The following is a 15,549-nucleotide window of genomic DNA, read 5'->3' on the forward strand; positions in this document are numbered from 1 at the left end:
CCATGGACCCCAAGCACGACGACGGCGCACCCGGCCCCGGCGTGACCCCCGCGGTCCCCGCGGTCGGCGCCCCGCTGCTGGAGATCCGCGACCTGGACGTGGAGTTCACCACCCAGCAGGGCACCGTGCAGGCCGTGGAGGGCGCGTCCCTCACGCTCCCGGCCGGGGGCACGCTGGCGATCGTGGGCGAGTCCGGCTCGGGCAAGTCCACCACCGCGATGGCCGCGATCGGCCTGCTGCCCGGCAACGGCCGGGTCACGGCAGGCTCCGTCCGCTTCGCGGGCGAGGAGCTCGTGGGCCTGCCCGAGTCGCGGATGCGCCGCATCCGTGGCCGCCGGATCGGGCTGGTGCCGCAGGACCCGATGTCCAACCTCAACCCCGTGACCCGGGTGGGTCAGCAGATCGGGGAGACCCTGCTGACCCACGGCATGGCGACGAAGAAGGACGTGGGGGCCGCCGTCGTCGAGGTGATGGAGCGCGCCGGCATCCCCGAGCCCGCGCGACGGGCCAAGCAGTACCCGCACGAGCTCTCGGGCGGTCTGCGCCAGCGCGTGCTGATCGCCATCGGCCTGGCGTGCCGGCCGCAGCTGCTGATCGCGGACGAGCCGACCTCCGCCCTGGACGTGACGGTGCAGCAGGTGATCCTGGACCAGATCGACGAGATGACCCGCGAGCTGGGCAGTTCCGTGCTGCTGATCACCCATGACCTCGGCCTCGCCGCCGAACGGGCGCAGCAGCTCGTGGTGATGCATCGCGGACGCGTGGTGGAGTCCGGCGATGCGCGGGCCATCCTCGAGGGCCCGCAGCACGCCTACACCCGCTCGCTCGTGGCGGCCGCGCCGTCGGTGGCGGCGGCCCGCCTGCTGCCCGAGGCCTTCGATCCCACGCCCGCCGCACTGGCCGAGGACGACACCGCGGCCCTGACCACGGTGGCCCTGGCGAAGCAGGACCTCACCCCGCTGGTGGAGATCCGCGACCTCACGAAGGTCTATCCCGTGCGCGGGCACGAGGACTTCACCGCCGCGAAGGACGTCTCCCTGAAGATCCCGCGCGGCAAGACCGTCTCGATCGTCGGCGAGTCCGGCTCCGGCAAGACGACGACGGCGCGCATGCTGCTCAAGCTGATCGAGCCGACCTCGGGCGAGATCCGCTTCGAGGGCAAGGATGTGCTGGCGCTGAAGGGGGAGGGGCTCAAGGACTTCCGGCAGCGCGTGCAGGCCGTGTTCCAGGACCCCTTCTCCTCGCTCAACCCCTCGTTCACGGTGGGCCGCATCATCGAGGAGCCGCTGCAGACGTACCGGCGGGGCAACGCCAGGCAGCGGCGGGCGCGCGTGCTCGAGCTCATGGACCAGGTGGCCCTGCCCTCGCACTTCCACCGCCGGTACCCCGCCGAGCTCTCGGGCGGACAGCGCCAGCGCGTGGCGATCGCCCGGGCGCTCGCGCTGAACCCCGAGCTGATCGTGTGCGACGAGCCGGTCTCCGCGCTGGACGTGCTCGTGCAGCATCAGATCCTCACGCTGCTGCGCCGCCTGCAGGACGAGCTGGGGCTGAGCTACCTGTTCATCTCGCACGACCTGGCGGTGGTGCGGCTCATCTCCGACTACGTGTGCGTCATGAAGGACGGCCGGGTGGTGGAGGCGGCCAGCTCCGAGGAGGTCTTCACCAACCCGCGGCACCCGTACACGCGGCGGCTGCTCGCCTCGATCCCGGGCAACGAGCTGGGGATCGCGGTGGAGGCCGACGGCGAGCACGTCTGAGCCGGCGCGCGCCCCGACCGACGCCCAGCGACATCACCGCCGTTCTGCCCGGCGGCGATGTCGCTGGGCGTCGGTCGTTCGGGGGAAGGGGCGAGGGGACCGGGGCGCAGGCGGGGGGAGCTAGGCGCTCAGCCCCGGGTCAGCTCCCACGTGAGCCGGGCGATCGCCTGCTCCTCGTCCGTGGGGATCACGAGCACGGGGATCGCCGAGCCCGGGGCGGAGATCACGGCGACGCCGTCGTCCCCTGCCCCGGACAGCCCGGCCTCGTTCGCCGCCGCGTCCAGCTCCACCCCGAGGGCGCCCAGGCGCTGCACCACGCGGGCCCGGAACGGCGCCGAGTTCTCGCCGATGCCCGCGGTGAACACGATCGCCTGGGCCCCGCCCACGGCCACGTGGTACCCGCCCACGTACTTGGCCAGCCGGTAGCTCGCCACGTCCAGGGCGGTGCGGGCGCGGCGGTCCCCGGCGTCCGCGGCCTCGACCACCTGGCGCATGTCCGCGTGCCCGGCCAGGCCCAGCAGGCCGGACTCCTTGTTCATCAGGGTGTCCATCTCCTCCGCGGAGCGCCCCTGCGTGCGCATCAGGTGGGTCACCACGGAGGGGTCCAGGTCGCCCGTGCGCGTGCCCATCACCAGGCCGGCCAGCGGGGTGAAGCCCATCGAGGTGTCCACGGAGGCGCCGTCGCGGATCGCGGTCGCGGAGGCCCCGTTGCCCAGGTGCAGCACGATCCCGGAGAACTCCTCCCGGGCCACGCCCAGGTGCCGCGCGGCCATGCCCGCCACGAGGTCGTGGCTCGTGCCGTGGAAGCCGTACCGGCGGATGCCGTGCTCGCGGTAGACGCTCTCCGGCAGGGCGTACTGCCATGCCTCGCGCGGCATGGTCTGGTGGAACGAGGTGTCGAACACGACCACCTGCGGCATGTCCGGGTAGCGCTCGGTCATGGCGCGCAGGCCCTGCGCGGCGGCCGGGTTGTGCAGGGGGGCCAGGGGCGCGAGCCGCTCGATCGCCCGGATCACCTCGTTGGTCACGAGCGCCGCCGCGGTGAACCGCTCGCCGCCGTGCACCACGCGATGGCCGGCGGCGTCGATCGGGCGGTCCCCGATCACCCGGAACACCTCCGCCTCCACCCGCTCCAGGGCCGCGGCGTGGTCCGGCACGTCCGAGCCGGGCACGCCGATGCGCTCCACCAGGCCCTTGGCGAGGACGGGCCGGGGGCCGTCCGCGCCGTCGTCGGCCAGCTCGCGGAGCTGGTACTTCAGGGACGAGGAGCCGGAGTTGATGACGAGGACGAGCACGGCGGAGTCCTTCCCGGGCGTCAGCCCTGGTCCTGGGCCTGGATGGCGGTGATGGCCACGGTGTTGACGATGTCCTCCACGGTGGTGCCGCGCGAGAGGTCGTTCACGGGCTTGTTCAGCCCCTGCAGGACCGGCCCGACGGCGACGGCGCCCGAGGACTGCTGCACCGCCTTGTACGTGTTGTTGCCGGTGTTCAGGTCCGGGAACACGAACACGGTGGCCTGCCCCGCCACCTCGGAGTCCGGCATCTTGGAGGCGGCCACGGAGGCGTTCACCGCGGCGTCGTACTGCAGCGGGCCCTCCACCTTCAGCTCCGGGGCGCGCTCGCGGACCAGCTCGGTGGCGGCGCGGACCTTGTCCACGGCCTCGCCGGAGCCCGAGGCGCCCGTGGAGTAGGAGAGCATGGCGACGCGCGGGTCCACGCCGAACTGCGCGGCGGTGGCGGCGGAGGCCACGGCGATGTCCGCGAGCTGCTCCGCGTCCGGGTCCGGGTTCACGGCGCAGTCGCCGTAGACGAGGGCCCGGTCGGGCAGGAGCATGAAGAACACCGAGGACACGATGGACGCCCCGGGCCGGGTCTTCACGAACTCCAGGGCCGGGCGGATGGTGTTGGCGGTGGTGTGCGCGGCGCCGGAGACCATGCCGTCCGCGTCGCCGAGGTGGACCATCATCGTGCCGAAGTAGGCGCCCTCCTGCATGACCTCGCGGGCGCGCTCGAGGTCCACGCCCCTGTGCGCGCGCAGGCGGGCGTACTCCTGCGCGTAGCGCTCCAGGTCCGGGGAGTCGGCCGGGTCCACGAGGTCGATCCCGGCCAGGTCCACGCCCTCGCGGGAGGCCAGCTCCTTCACGGCGGACTCGGGCCCGAGCACCACGAGGTCGCACACGTCCCGGCGCTGCAGGATCTCGGCGGCGCGCAGCACGCGGGCGTCCTCGCCCTCGGGCAGCACGATCTGGCGGCGGTCCGCGCGGGCGCGGGTGATCAGCTCGTGCAGGAAGCGCAGCGGGGTGACGACGTCGGAGCGCGGCAGGTCGAAGCGGCCCAGCAGCTCGTCCCCGTCCACGCGCTGGTGCCAGGCGCCGAGCGCGGCGGCGGTCTTGCGCGGCTGCGCGCTGGAGAGCTCGGAGCGCACGCGGGAGACCTTGGCGGCGGTGGTGAACGTGTCGTCGTGCGTGGCGAACACGGGGAAGGCGGCGTCCAGGTAGAGCCGCTGCAGCTGGCGGTTGGGGAGGATCCCGTTGGTGAGGATCATGCCGGAGGGCGTGGGGAAGTCCGGGGTCAGCGAGGAGGCGACGGTGGCCAGGATCGCGTCCGAGCGGTCCCCGGAGACGATCACGAGCGCGCCGTCCCGCAGCACCTCGAGGAAGTTGCCGCCCTCCATGGAGACGGCCTTGACCTCGGTGACGTCGCGGTCCAGCGTCTCCTGGCCCGCCACCTGCTCCAGGCGCAGGGCGGCGGCCACCTCGGCCACCGACGGGTGGGCGAGCTCGGGCAGCTCGGGGAGGACGTAGACGGGCCAGGCGTGCCGGCCGGGGCGCACGGCGGCGCCCACGGCGTCCAGCTGCCGCGGGTCCGCGCGGTTGACCATGACGGCCAGCAGCTCCACGCCGGCGTCGTCGAGGGTGCGGCGGGCCAGGTCCACGACGTCGGCGGCCTGCTCCGGCGTCATCTCGGCGCCGGAGACCACGGCGACCACCGGGGTGCCGAGGTTGCGGGCCAGCTGGGCGTTGAGGTCGAGGTCGGCGGCCGGGTCCGGGCTGATCAGGTCGGTGCCCTCCACCACGACGACGCCGCACGCGGCCCGCATCGCGTCGTACTGCTCCACGCAGCGCTGCTGGACCTCGTCGCCGCGGCCCTCGGCCATGAGGGTGCGGGCCTCGGCGGCGGTGAGCCCGCCGCGGGCCTGCTCGGCGGTGAGGCCGAACTGCTCGCGCATGAGCAGGACCATGGGGTCGGCCTCCACGTCCTCCCCGGGGACCACGGGGCGGAAGTAGCCCACCGTGCCGGAGCGCCGGTAGAGGGAGTCCGCCAGCCCGAGGCTGACGAGGGACTTGCCGGCGCCGGTCGAGGTGGTGGAGACGAAGATTCCCTGGGGCATCGCGGACCTTCCGAAGGCGGGGGAGCGGGGGCGGGGGAGACGAGTGGGCGGAGGCGGGTGCGCGGGGGCACGGACGCTCCTCACAGTACCCACGGCCTCCCGACGACGGCCCGCCCCCGCCGCCTCCCCTCACCAGCCCTTTTCGTGCGGGGAACGGGAGCCTCCCACGCCGCTTTCGTGCGGGAAACGGGAGCCTTCGCGGGGGTGCTTTCGCACCCTCGTTCCCGTTTCCCGCACGAAAACGATCGGTGCTTTCGTGTGGGAAATGGGAGCCCCCGCACCGTCATGGGTGACGCGTGTCTCGCTCCCACGTGATAGGAGTGACATCACTCGCACCCCCGCCCCGGCATCCCCGGACGCGGTGCACGCCGCCGGCCGCGCGCCGTCGTCGTCCTCCGTGGCCACCGGGCGCCCGACCGATGAGGAACCCCCATGGCCCACACAGCAGACCGCGGCCGCCCCGTGCACAACCCCGACATCATCGGGTTCACGGACGCCGAGCTCAACGAGACCCCCATCCGGCCGAAGAGGAACTCGCTGGGACCCGGCATCGTGGCGGCCGCCACGGGCGTGGGCGCCGCGGACCTCGTGGCCACCCTCACCGCCGGCTCCCGCTACGGCTACATGCTCCTGTGGGCCGTGATCCTGGGCGTGATCTTCAAGATCGTGCTCGTGGAGGGCGTGGGCCGCTGGTACCTGTCCACCGGCAAGACGATCTTCCAGGGCTGGCGCTCGCTGGGCTCCTGGACCTCCTGGTACTTCGGCCCCTACATCCTGATCTGGGGCTTCGTGTACGGCGCCACCGCCATGAGCTCGGCCGCGCTGCCCCTGGCCGCGCTGTTCCCGGGCGTGGACATGAAGGTCTACGCGATCGGCCTGGGCCTCGTGGGCCTGGGCCTGGTGTGGCTGAACCGGTACGGGCTGATCGAGAAGCTCATGACGGTGCTGATCGGCGTCATGTTCCTGACCGTCCTGTTCTCCGCGGCGCTCACCGCCCCCAACGTGGGCGACATCCTCGCCGGCCTGGTCCCGCGCATCCCGTCCGGCGACCCGGACGTCATGTTCTACGTGCTCGGCCTGGCCGGCGGCGTGGGCGGCACCATCACCCTCGGCGCGTACGCCTACTGGCTGCGCGAGAAGGGCTGGAACGTCCCGAAGTACATGCGGGTGATGAAGTTCGACAACGCGACGTCGTACATCCTCACCGGCATCTTCGTGATCGCCACCATGATCATGGGCGTCGAGCTGCTCCACTCGGCCGGCCTGGCGATCTCCTCCGGTGACCGCGGCCTGCTCGACGTCGGCAACGTGCTCGCCGAGCGCTACGGCCAGGCGTACTCCGTGGTGTTCCTGGTGGGCTTCTTCGCCGCGTCCTTCTCCTCGCTTCTGGGCGTGTGGCACGGCGTCTCCCTGATGTTCGCGGACTTCTGGACGAACTTCCGCCGCCCCGCGGACGAGCTCGACCAGGACGACGCCCCCTCGCTGGCCTCGAAGCCGGGCCGCTTCTTCCTGCTGTGGCTGACCTTCCCGCCGATGACCCTGCTGTTCCTGGATCGCCCGATCTTCCTGATCCTGCTCTACGGCACGCTCGGCGCCTTGTTCATGCCGTTCCTGGCCGTGACGCTGCTGTTCCTGAACAACAAGAAGGAGGTGCCGGCCCAGTTCCGCAACGGCTGGATCCGCAACACGCTGCTGGGCCTGACGGCCGCCGTGTTCGTGGCGATCGGCGTGAACGAGCTGTGGAAGGCCCTGCAGCCGGTGCTCGGGGGGTGAGCCGGCGGCGGGAGCGGGGCACACTGGTGCCATGATCGTCGCCTTCTCCGTCGCCCCCTCCGGCCAACCCGCCGACGCCGACCACCTGCCCGGCGACGCGGACACCGCGTCCGTGCACCGGGCGGTCGCGGCCGCCGTCGCCGTGGTGCGCGCCTCCGGCCTGCCGCACCGCACCTCCTCGATGTTCACCGAGATCGAGGGGGAGTGGGACGAGGTGATGGAGGTCGTGCGCGCCGCCGTGGACGCCGTGTCCCCGTACGGCTCCCGCGTCTCGCTCGTGCTGAAGGCGGACATCCGCCCCGGCCACACCGGCGAGCTGGACGGCAAGCTCGAGCGTCTCGAGTCGGCCCTCGCCGAGGACGAGGAGCGGCGCGTCACCCCGGCCCCGCGCGACGGCGACGCCGGGTGACCCCTCTCCCCGCTGCCCCCCGGACGCTTTCGTTCGGGAAACGGCGGCGTGCCGAGGCGCTTTCGTTCGAGAAGTGGCCGCCGCGCCGGCGGCCCGGAGGAGCAGCCCGTGCCTGAGCCCGTGACCGTGCGCCCCGCCGCCCCCGGGGACGTCGAGGCGCTGCTGCGCGTCAAGGCGCGGTCGTGGCGGGAGGCCTACGGCGCGCTCCTGCCGTCCGCGCACCTGGACGCGATCGAGGCCCGGATCCCGGAGGACGTGCCCGCGTGGACCGCGCTGATCGGATCGGACCGGGACCTCTGGGTCGCCGACGACGGCGGCCGGCTGCTCGGCGTGGCGCTCGCGGGGCCCCGTCGCTCGGCGGCGGAGACGGGCCGGACGGGTGCGGACGACGCGCCCGCATCGCCCGCCGACCTGCCCGATGCGGAGCTCATGGTGCTCTACGTCCTGGCCGAGGCGTACGGGACCGGTGTGGGAGCGCGCCTGCTGGACGCCGTCGTCGGGGAGCGTCCCGCGATGCTGCGCGTCCTCGCCGAGAATCCGCGGGCCGTGGCGTTCTACGCCAAGCACGGGTTCGCGGCCGTGGGGGCGCCGGAGCCGATGACCGGCCCGTGGGCCGGCCTGCACGAGCAGCTGATGGTGCGCCGCCTCCCGCACGACGGCGGTGCGGCGTGAGCCGCCGGTCGTCGGCGCGCCGGGGCCGGGCCGCGGGCGGATCCGCCGGCCCCGCCGGGATCGAGCCGGGCGTCCACGCGATCACCCACGGCACCGCCGAGATCCGCGAGGACGCCTTCGAGCCGGGCGCGTTCATCCTCTACGTCAACGGCGTCGAGTCCTCCCCGCTGGACCCCGAGCGCCCCGAGCGCATGGCCTTCGAGTACATGCGCTGGGCCGCCGCAGCCGTCCGGGCGCACTGGCCGGAGCCCACGCCGCTGCGGGCCCTGCACCTGGGTGGGGCGGGCTGCGCGCTCGCCCGCTGGGTGGACCACGCGTACCCGGGCTCCCACCAGACCGCGGTGGAGATCGACGCCGGCCTGGCCGCCCTCGCGCGCGAGCGCTTCGGCCTGCCCCGCGCCCCGGCCCTGCGCATCCGCGTGGCCGACGCCGCCGAGGTCCTGGCCACGGCCCACCCGGCCAGCCGCGACCTGATCATCCGCGACGTCTTCGCCCCGGACCCCACGGACCTGACCGGCGCCCGCCACATCACCCCGCCGGGCTTCACCGGCCTGGACGCGGCCCGCGCCGCCGCGCGGGTCCTCGCCCCGGGCGGGCTGTACGTGCTCAACGTGGGCGGCGGGCCGGACCTGACGTGGGTGCGGGCGGACGTGGCCGCCGTCGTCGCCGCGTTCGAGCACGTCGAGGTGATCGCGGATCCGCCCATGCTCAAGGGGCGGCGCCGCGGCAACGTCATCGTGGCGGCCTCGGACGCCCCCGTGGCCCGCCCCGCCGCGGACGCCCCGCCCGGCGCCGATCCCCGCGACCGCCTGGCCCGCGCCCTGCGCACGGACGCCTTCCCGGCCCGGCTCGCGGAGGATCCACGCGGCTTCCCCGCGGGCGTCTCGCCCGGGATCACGGGGCTCGTCCCGGGCTCCGAGGCGTAGACGGGCTCCGAGGCGTAGACTGGAGGCACTCGGCCGGGTCCGCCCGGGGCCCGTCGAGTCTGACTCGAGGAGGTCGCCATGTCCGCCCAGACCCAGCCCGCCGCCCCCCGCCGTGAGGACGCACCGCTCGGCGTCCTGGTGGGTGTGGACGGCTCCGACCAGTCCGTCTCCGCCGCCCGCTGGGCCCAGCGCGAGGCCGCCCTGCGCGGCGAGCCGCTGACCCTCGTCACCGCCTACTCGATCCCCGCGTACTGGGGCTACGGCGCGGACGCCGGCGGCGCCGTCCTGGACGACTCCCGCCTCCGCGAGGGCGTGCAGGCCCTCCTGGAGGAGGTCGCCGGCAAGCTCGACGCCGACGGGGTGCGTCCGGAGCTGCGCGTGGAGATCGGCGACGCGGCCGGCGTCCTCGTGGAGCTCTCCGCCGACGCCTCCCTGCTCGTCTCGGGCGCCCGCGGCCGCGGCGGCTTCATGGGTCGCCTGCTCGGCTCGGTGGCCGCCGCGCTGCCCGGCCACGCGCACTGCCCCGTCGCCCTCATCCCCGCCGGGGTCGAGGCCAGTCGCGCGGGGGACAGGACCGCCGTCGTGGTGGGCGTCGACGGTTCCGAGCAGGGTCGTGCCGCCGCTCTCGAGGCCGCCGAGGAGGCCCGCCTCCGCCAGGCCCCGCTGAAGCTCGTGTGCGCCGTCCCGCCCCTGGGCGCGAACGCCGCGTGGCTGGCCGTCAGCCTGGACGAGGAGGCCCGAGAGCGGGAGCTGCGCGAGCGTCTCGACGCCGGCGCCGCGTGGATCCGCTCCGAGTTCCCCGGCCTCGAGGTCCTCACCGAGCTCGTGGACGGCACCCCCGTGGACGTGTTGGTGGACCAGAGCGCCACCGCCTGCCTCACCGTGGTGGGCACGCGCGGCCTGGGCGGCTTCGCCGGTGCGATCGTCGGCTCCACGAGCCGCGGCGTCGCGGACCACGCGAAGGGCCCGGTGCTCGTCGTCCCGTTCCGCAAGGACGTCCGCCTCAGCCGCCGCGCCTCGTTCGGCCCGGTCCAGGACCAGCCGGAGTCCTGACCGGCGTTCAGCCCCAGCCGAGCTCGTGGAGGCGCTCCTCGGAGATGCCGAAGAAATGCCCCACCTCGTGCATGACGGTGACGGTGATCTCGTCCTCGAGCTCGGCGCGGGAGGTGCAATGGCGGGTGAGTGGACCGCGGAACACCACGATCCGGTCCGGCATCTGCCACGCGAACTCGGCGCGCTCGGTCAGCGGCACGCCCTCGTAGAGGCCGAAGAGCTCGGTGGCCGGGTCCTCCCAGCGCTGCGGCTCGTACTCGTCCTCCACCACCACGACGACGTTCGTCAGCAGCCGTGCCAGCTCGTCGGGGATGCGGGCGAGGGCCGCGGAGACGGCGTCGTCGAACTCCTGCTCGCTCATCCACGTGGCGGCGGGCTGGTCGGGCGACGGGCGGTGGTCCACGGCGGCTCCTGGGGGTGCGGGGCTCCGCGGTGCGGAGGGCGGCCGGCCGGCGGCCGGACTTGCCGGAGGGTGTGCGGCCACCATAGACTCCCAGGGTCCACCTCGGGAATCTCGACACCGGACCTGCCCCTATCGTCTAGAGGCCTAGGACACCGCCCTTTCACGGCGGCGACACGGGTTCGAATCCCGTTGGGGGTACGCAGAACGGCCGCCCTCGGCGGCCGGAACGGCACGTGGAGCGTGGATTTGCACGACGCTCGGAGGCTCTGCTAGAGTTTCCACTCGTTGCGAAAGCGGCGAGAACAACAGAACATGGCCCTGTAGCGCAGTTGGTTAGCGCGCCGCCCTGTCACGGCGGAGGTCGCGGGTTCAAGTCCCGTCAGGGTCGCTCGGATCGTCCGATCACCGGCATTCGGAAACGGAGTCCGGTGACGCATGGTCCTGGTGACGAAGGTCGCCGGGCTCTGTAGCTCAGTTGGTAGAGCGTACGACTGAAAATCGTAAGGTCACCGGATCGACGCCGGTCGGAGCCACCACTTCGAGAAGGCCCCCCGCAGACGCGGGGGGCCTTCGTCGTCCGGGGCGACGGGCCGCTGACAGGCGGCGACGCGGTGGGCACACTGGGTCGATGCCCGATTCCCCCTCCCCCCGCTCGACCGGCGGCGAGACCGCGCTCGTGGTGATCGACGTCCAGCACAGCTACTTCGAGCATCCCGCGCTGGCCGCCCATCAGGCCGAGCTGACGGCGGCGGTCGTGGAACTGCTCAGGGCCGCGCACGAGGCCGGCCGGCCCGTCTTCCTGGTGCGGACCGAGCACGCGCGGGACCGCTCCACGTGGACGTTGAACATGCTCGCGGATGGCGAGGGCTTCGCCTTCCCGGGCACCCGGCAGGCCGCTCTGCTCGACGGGGTCGCGGCCGCCGCCCCGGACGCCGTTGAGGTTGTGAAGACCCGGGACTCCGCCTTCCACGGCACCGGTCTGGCGGCCGAGCTGCGCGGCCGCGGGGTGGATCGGCTCCTGCTGTGCGGCGTCTCCACCCACAGCTGCATCGTCGAGACCGCCACGGCCGCGTTCGCCCTCGACTTCCACGCCGCGATCGCGACGGACGCGATCGCCTCCGAAGAGCCGGCGCTGGCCGCGGCGATGCTCGACTTCCTCCGCGCCGAGATGCGTCAGCCGCTCCTCGGGCAGGACGAGGCACTCACCCTCCTGCGCACCGGCCTCGTCCCCGACCGGGGCTGAGGGGCGGTCACAGGATCTCGACGTCTCCCTCGTCCGCGCGCGTGCGGTCCTGGGCGTCCTCCTCGATGTGCATGGCGGCGGACTCCGCATTGCGCAGGGAGTCCGGGGCACGTCCCTCCCCGGCCCAGTGCTGCGGGTCGTCCGAGCCGCCGCGCACGGGCTGGCCGTCGCGGCCGTCCTCCGGCTCGGGGTCGCCGGCGGCGTTGGGATCGGCGAGCAGGTCCGTCTCGAGCTCTCGTTCGTCCTCGCGGTCCTCGAAGGGGACGTCGGTCATGGTGCGGGTCCTTCCTCTCACGGGCGGGCCCGTCCGGCGCCGCCGTCGTCGTGGTGCCCCACACCCTAGTGAGGCCGCCCACGCCTCACCAGGGGGCGCCCGCGCCGGGGCCGTGGGCGCGGTCACCCCGCCGGGTGAGACCGTCCACTCGCCCGCGCCTCAGGCGGGGGGCGGTGTGCGGGACCACGTAGGGTCGGGAGGATGAGCGATCCGACACCGCCCTCGACCGAGCCCATGATCCCCGAGCAACCCGAGAACCATCCGTCCTCGGCGACCGCCCCCGACGCCGGCGTCGCCCCTGCCACCTCCGCCGCGGCCGCCCGCGACCGCGTCCTGCTGCCGTGGGTGTTCTGGCCCTCCGCGGTCATCGTGCTCTCCTTCGTGGTGGCCACGCTGCTCGCCCCCGAGCAGATGACCGTGGGCATCGGCCTGATCCAGCAGGCCATCATCACGAACTTCTCGTGGTGGTACGCCCTCGTCGCCCTGTTCTTCGTGCTGTTCTGCGGCTACCTCGCGTTCTCCCGCAAGGGCGACATCACGCTGGGCAAGCCCGATGAGAAGCCCGAGTTCTCCACGCTGTCCTGGTTCTCCCTGCTCTTCGCGGCGGGCATGGGCATCGGCCTCGTGTTCTTCGGCATGACCGAGCCGCTCATGCACTTCACCTCGCCGCGGCCCGACGTGGCGGCCGCCAACCCCACCCAGGCGGAGGCCGCCCAGTCGGCGCTGGCCACCACGTTCCTGCATTGGGGCCTGCAGCCCTGGGCGATCTACGCGGTGGTGGGTGTGGCGGTCGCCCTGGCCATCCACCGGCGTGGCCGTCCCCTCGCGCTGCGCTGGGCCTTCGAGCCGCTGATCGGCGAACGCCGCGTGCGCGGCGGCTGGGGGCACCTGATCGACAACATCGCCCTCATCGGCACCGTCTTCGGCGTGGCCACCTCGCTGGGCCTCGGCGTCACCCAGATGTCCGCGGGCCTGCGCTCGCTGGGCATCGTGCCCGAGGACAGCCCCTGGCTCGAGTACGCCATGATCGGCGCGGTCACCTGTGTGGTGCTCTACACCGTGGTCTCCGGCGTGGAGCGCGGCATGAAGTGGCTGTCCAACACCAACCTGATCCTGGCCGCCGGCCTGCTGCTGTTCATCGCGATCGTGGGGCCCACCGCGTTCCTGTTCAAGGAGATGGTGCAGTCCCTCGGCTCCTACATGCAGTACTTCTTCGCGAACTCGCTCAACGTCTCCGCCTTCTACGGCGCCGAGGGCGACGCGTGGCAGGCCGGCTGGAGCGCGTACTACTGGGGCTGGTGGATGTCCTGGACGCCGTTCGTCGGCATCTTCATCGCCCGCATCTCGCGCGGCCGCACCGTGCGCGAGTTCATCGCCGGCGTGCTGCTGGTGCCCACCCTGGTCTGCGTGGTCTGGTTCGGCATCCTGGGCGGCACCGCCGTCTTCCTCGAGACCACCCGCCCCGCCGGATACACCTCCGTGGTGGGCGCGGACGGCGCCATCGACTCGAACACCGCACTGTTCCAGGTGCTCGAGCAGCTGCCCGCGGGCACGATGCTGGTGGTCGGCGCCATCATCCTCTCGGGCATCTTCTTCATCACCTCCGCCGACTCGGGCTCGCTGGTGATGGGCATGCTCGCCACCGGCGGTGACGTGAACCCGAAGGCCACGGTGAAGATCTTCTTCGCGATCGCCACCTCGCTCATGGCCGCGGCCCTGCTGGCCGCGGGCGGCCTGTCCGCGATCCAGGTCCTGGCCATCACCATCGGCCTGCCGTTCTCCGTGATGATGCTGCTGATCTGCCTGGCCACGTTCCGCTCGCTCGGCTACTCCGTGGCGCGGGTGGAGGCGGTGCGCCGCCAGGCCATGCTGGCCTCCATCAAGGACCGCCTGGGCCTCGAGTCCGACGACGACGAGGTGGTCGACTCCGGCCCCGTGGCGGCCTCGCAGTGGTGGGCCTCGCTCAGCCGGGACCACCAGCAGCGGATCGCCGATGCGGCCGCCGGCGTCCCGGCCTCGGAGGGGCCGCGCCGCACCCGGCTGCGCCGCTACGAGCACTGACGTCCGGCCCCCGGGCGCCCTCCCGGCCCGGATGAGAACGGCCCCTGTCCCGCGCGGGACAGGGGCCGTTCTCATCCGGGGGGTCAGTCCTCGTGGGACTGGCGGGTGCGGACCACCGGCAGGGTGCCGGTGCGGTTGTGGGCCGCGGCCGACGCGCGGGTGCCCGTGACGAACCAGGCGAGGGTCAGGACGGCGACCCACACGAGACCGATGATGAGCGCCTGGCGCGAATCCGGGATGGTGGCCATGGTGATCACCACGGTGGCCACGAACGCCAGGCCCAGGTAGGTGCCGACGTCGCCCAGCGGCATGGGGAAGGGGGACGGCTCCGCGCCCTGCTCCGCGACACGCCTGCGCATGGCGCGGTGGGACAGGAAGATCATGGCCCAGGTCAGCACCACGGCGAACGAGGCGACGCTGGCCACCAGGCTGAAGGCGTTCGGGTCCACGGTGATCAGCACCGCGCCGAGCACCATCACGCCCAGCATCACGGCCACGGACAGCCACGGCACGCCGCCGCGGTTGGTGTGGGTGAAGGCCCGGGGTGCCTGGCCGTCGTGGGCCATCGAGTAGAGCAGGCGACCGGACGCGTAGATGCAGGCGTTGATCGCGGAGACGGCGGCCGTGAGCACCACGAAGTTCAGCAGGTGCGGGGCGAAGGGGACGCCGAGGCCTTCGAAGATCTGCACGAACGGGCTGGCCTTGCCGTCCACCTGGTTCCAGGGGACGAGGGCCATGATGACCGCCATCGTCAGCACGTAGAACAACAGGATGCGGATCGGCACCGTGTTGATGGCCTTGGGCAGCACCTTCTCCGGGTTCTTGGCCTCGCCCGCGGCCACGCCGAGGGTCTCGATGCCGCCGAAGGAGAACGTCACGATGGTGAGCGCGGTCAGCACGCCCAGGATGCCGTGCGGCAGGAATCCGCCGTGGTCCACGAGGTTCGCCAGGCTGGCCTGGGTGCCGTCCGCGGTGGAGGCGCCGGTGAAGAGCAGGATCACACCGCCGAAGATCATCGCCACGATGGCCCCGACCTTCACGAGCGTCAGCCAGAACTCGGCCTCGCCGAAGTTCCCGACGTGCGTGAAGTTGATCAGGCCGACCACGAGGATCGTGGCGGCGACCCAGGCCCAGGCCGGGACCCCCGGGAACCAGAACGCCATGTACGCGGTGATGGCGGCGGTGTCCGCGATGATCACGACGGCCAGCTCGAAGACGAAGGTCCAGCCGGTCACGTAGCCGGCGAAGGGGCCGAGATAACGGGAGGCATAGGCGGCGAAGGAGCCGGAGACGGGCTCACGGAGCGTCATCTCGCCGAGGGCGCGCATCACGAGGAACACGGCGGCGCCGGCGACGAGGAAGGACAGGATCACGCCCGGCCCGGCGGCCTGGATGCCGCCGGCCGAGCCGTAGAAGAGGCCGGTGCCCACCGCCGTGCCCAGGGCGATGAACATGATGTGCCGCTGGCTCAGGCCGCGGTGCAGCTGCCCGCGGTCCGCGGTGGCCGCGCCGGGCTCGGCGACGTGGGAGCCGGAGGGGGAGGTGCTCACGTGAAGTCTCCGCTCGAAGGGGGTGGATCAGGACACG

At 73.0% G+C, this 15,549-nt stretch carries 13 protein-coding genes and 3 tRNA genes; 11 read left to right on the top strand and 5 right to left on the bottom strand.

Annotation, left to right across the window (positions count from 1 at the left end; translation table 11 throughout):
* The first annotated feature begins 2 nt into the window (after nucleotides 1–2).
* Nucleotides 3–1,757 (top strand): dipeptide ABC transporter ATP-binding protein, encoded by a 1,755-nt coding sequence (locus MLUT_RS12445; protein WP_010079623.1) that lies wholly within the window; start codon nucleotides 3–5, stop codon nucleotides 1,755–1,757.
* Between the two features lie 128 nt (nucleotides 1,758–1,885).
* Here MLUT_RS12445 and MLUT_RS12450 read toward each other — a convergent pair whose 3' ends face one another.
* The gene (locus MLUT_RS12450; protein ID WP_010079622.1) at nucleotides 1,886–3,052 is read right to left on the bottom strand and encodes an acetate/propionate family kinase; all 1,167 of its coding nucleotides are present in this window, start codon (nucleotides 3,050–3,052) and stop codon (nucleotides 1,886–1,888) included.
* 20 nt (nucleotides 3,053–3,072) lie between these two features.
* On the bottom strand, nucleotides 3,073–5,148 hold the full coding sequence (gene pta, locus MLUT_RS12455; RefSeq protein ID WP_010079621.1) for a phosphate acetyltransferase: 2,076 nt from the start codon (nucleotides 5,146–5,148) through the stop codon (nucleotides 3,073–3,075).
* 432 nt (nucleotides 5,149–5,580) lie between these two features.
* Between pta and MLUT_RS12460 the strand changes: the two genes are divergently transcribed.
* The 5 genes from MLUT_RS12460 to MLUT_RS12480 all read left to right on the top strand — a co-directional run bounded on the left by MLUT_RS12460 (nucleotide 5,581) and on the right by MLUT_RS12480 (nucleotide 9,981).
* On the top strand, nucleotides 5,581–6,921 hold the full coding sequence (locus MLUT_RS12460; RefSeq protein ID WP_010079620.1) for an Nramp family divalent metal transporter: 1,341 nt from the start codon (nucleotides 5,581–5,583) through the stop codon (nucleotides 6,919–6,921).
* A 31-nt stretch (nucleotides 6,922–6,952) separates the two neighbouring features.
* Nucleotides 6,953–7,330: a thiamine-binding protein gene (locus MLUT_RS12465; protein WP_010079619.1), complete on the top strand. Its 378-nt coding sequence runs from the start codon at nucleotides 6,953–6,955 to the stop codon at nucleotides 7,328–7,330.
* A gap of 108 nt (nucleotides 7,331–7,438) precedes the next feature.
* Nucleotides 7,439–8,002 carry a GNAT family N-acetyltransferase gene (locus MLUT_RS12470; protein ID WP_010079618.1) on the top strand — a complete coding sequence of 188 codons (564 nt, stop codon included), beginning with the start codon at nucleotides 7,439–7,441 and terminating at the stop codon, nucleotides 8,000–8,002.
* A complete protein-coding gene (locus MLUT_RS12475; protein ID WP_010079617.1) occupies nucleotides 7,999–8,928 on the top strand; it encodes a spermidine synthase in 930 nt (309 codons plus the stop codon). The genes MLUT_RS12470 and MLUT_RS12475 overlap by 4 nt, the downstream gene beginning before the upstream one ends.
* A gap of 78 nt (nucleotides 8,929–9,006) precedes the next feature.
* Nucleotides 9,007–9,981 (top strand): universal stress protein, encoded by a 975-nt coding sequence (locus MLUT_RS12480; RefSeq protein WP_010079616.1) that lies wholly within the window; start codon nucleotides 9,007–9,009, stop codon nucleotides 9,979–9,981.
* 7 nt (nucleotides 9,982–9,988) lie between these two features.
* Here the strand turns inward: MLUT_RS12480 and MLUT_RS12485 are convergent, their stop codons facing one another.
* Nucleotides 9,989–10,384 (bottom strand): metallopeptidase family protein, encoded by a 396-nt coding sequence (locus MLUT_RS12485; protein WP_010079615.1) that lies wholly within the window; start codon nucleotides 10,382–10,384, stop codon nucleotides 9,989–9,991.
* 125 nt (nucleotides 10,385–10,509) lie between these two features.
* Here MLUT_RS12485 and MLUT_RS12490 point away from each other — a divergent pair.
* From MLUT_RS12490 to MLUT_RS12505, 4 genes are all read left to right on the top strand, one after another.
* Nucleotides 10,510–10,582, top strand: a tRNA-Glu gene (locus MLUT_RS12490).
* Between the two features lie 116 nt (nucleotides 10,583–10,698).
* Nucleotides 10,699–10,772, top strand: a tRNA-Asp gene (locus MLUT_RS12495).
* A 72-nt stretch (nucleotides 10,773–10,844) separates the two neighbouring features.
* Nucleotides 10,845–10,920 (top strand) — tRNA-Phe (locus MLUT_RS12500).
* Between the two features lie 92 nt (nucleotides 10,921–11,012).
* Complete coding sequence (locus tag MLUT_RS12505; RefSeq protein ID WP_010079614.1) at nucleotides 11,013–11,627, top strand: cysteine hydrolase family protein; 615 nt, start codon at nucleotides 11,013–11,015, stop codon at nucleotides 11,625–11,627.
* Between the two features lie 7 nt (nucleotides 11,628–11,634).
* Here the strand turns inward: MLUT_RS12505 and MLUT_RS12510 are convergent, their stop codons facing one another.
* Nucleotides 11,635–11,901 carry a hypothetical protein gene (locus MLUT_RS12510; RefSeq protein WP_002856131.1) on the bottom strand — a complete coding sequence of 89 codons (267 nt, stop codon included), beginning with the start codon at nucleotides 11,899–11,901 and terminating at the stop codon, nucleotides 11,635–11,637.
* Nucleotides 11,902–12,102: 201 nt separating this feature from the next.
* On the opposite strand from MLUT_RS12510, the gene MLUT_RS12515 reads away from it, so the two are divergent.
* Nucleotides 12,103–13,962: a BCCT family transporter gene (locus MLUT_RS12515; protein WP_010079613.1), complete on the top strand. Its 1,860-nt coding sequence runs from the start codon at nucleotides 12,103–12,105 to the stop codon at nucleotides 13,960–13,962.
* An 83-nt stretch (nucleotides 13,963–14,045) separates the two neighbouring features.
* Here the strand turns inward: MLUT_RS12515 and MLUT_RS12520 are convergent, their stop codons facing one another.
* Nucleotides 14,046–15,512: an amino acid permease gene (locus MLUT_RS12520; RefSeq protein ID WP_010079612.1), complete on the bottom strand. Its 1,467-nt coding sequence runs from the start codon at nucleotides 15,510–15,512 to the stop codon at nucleotides 14,046–14,048.
* Nucleotides 15,513–15,549 lie beyond the last annotated feature (37 nt).

Source organism: Micrococcus luteus NCTC 2665, from assembly GCF_000023205.1.
Classification (GTDB): Bacteria; Actinomycetota; Actinomycetes; order Actinomycetales; family Micrococcaceae; genus Micrococcus; species Micrococcus luteus.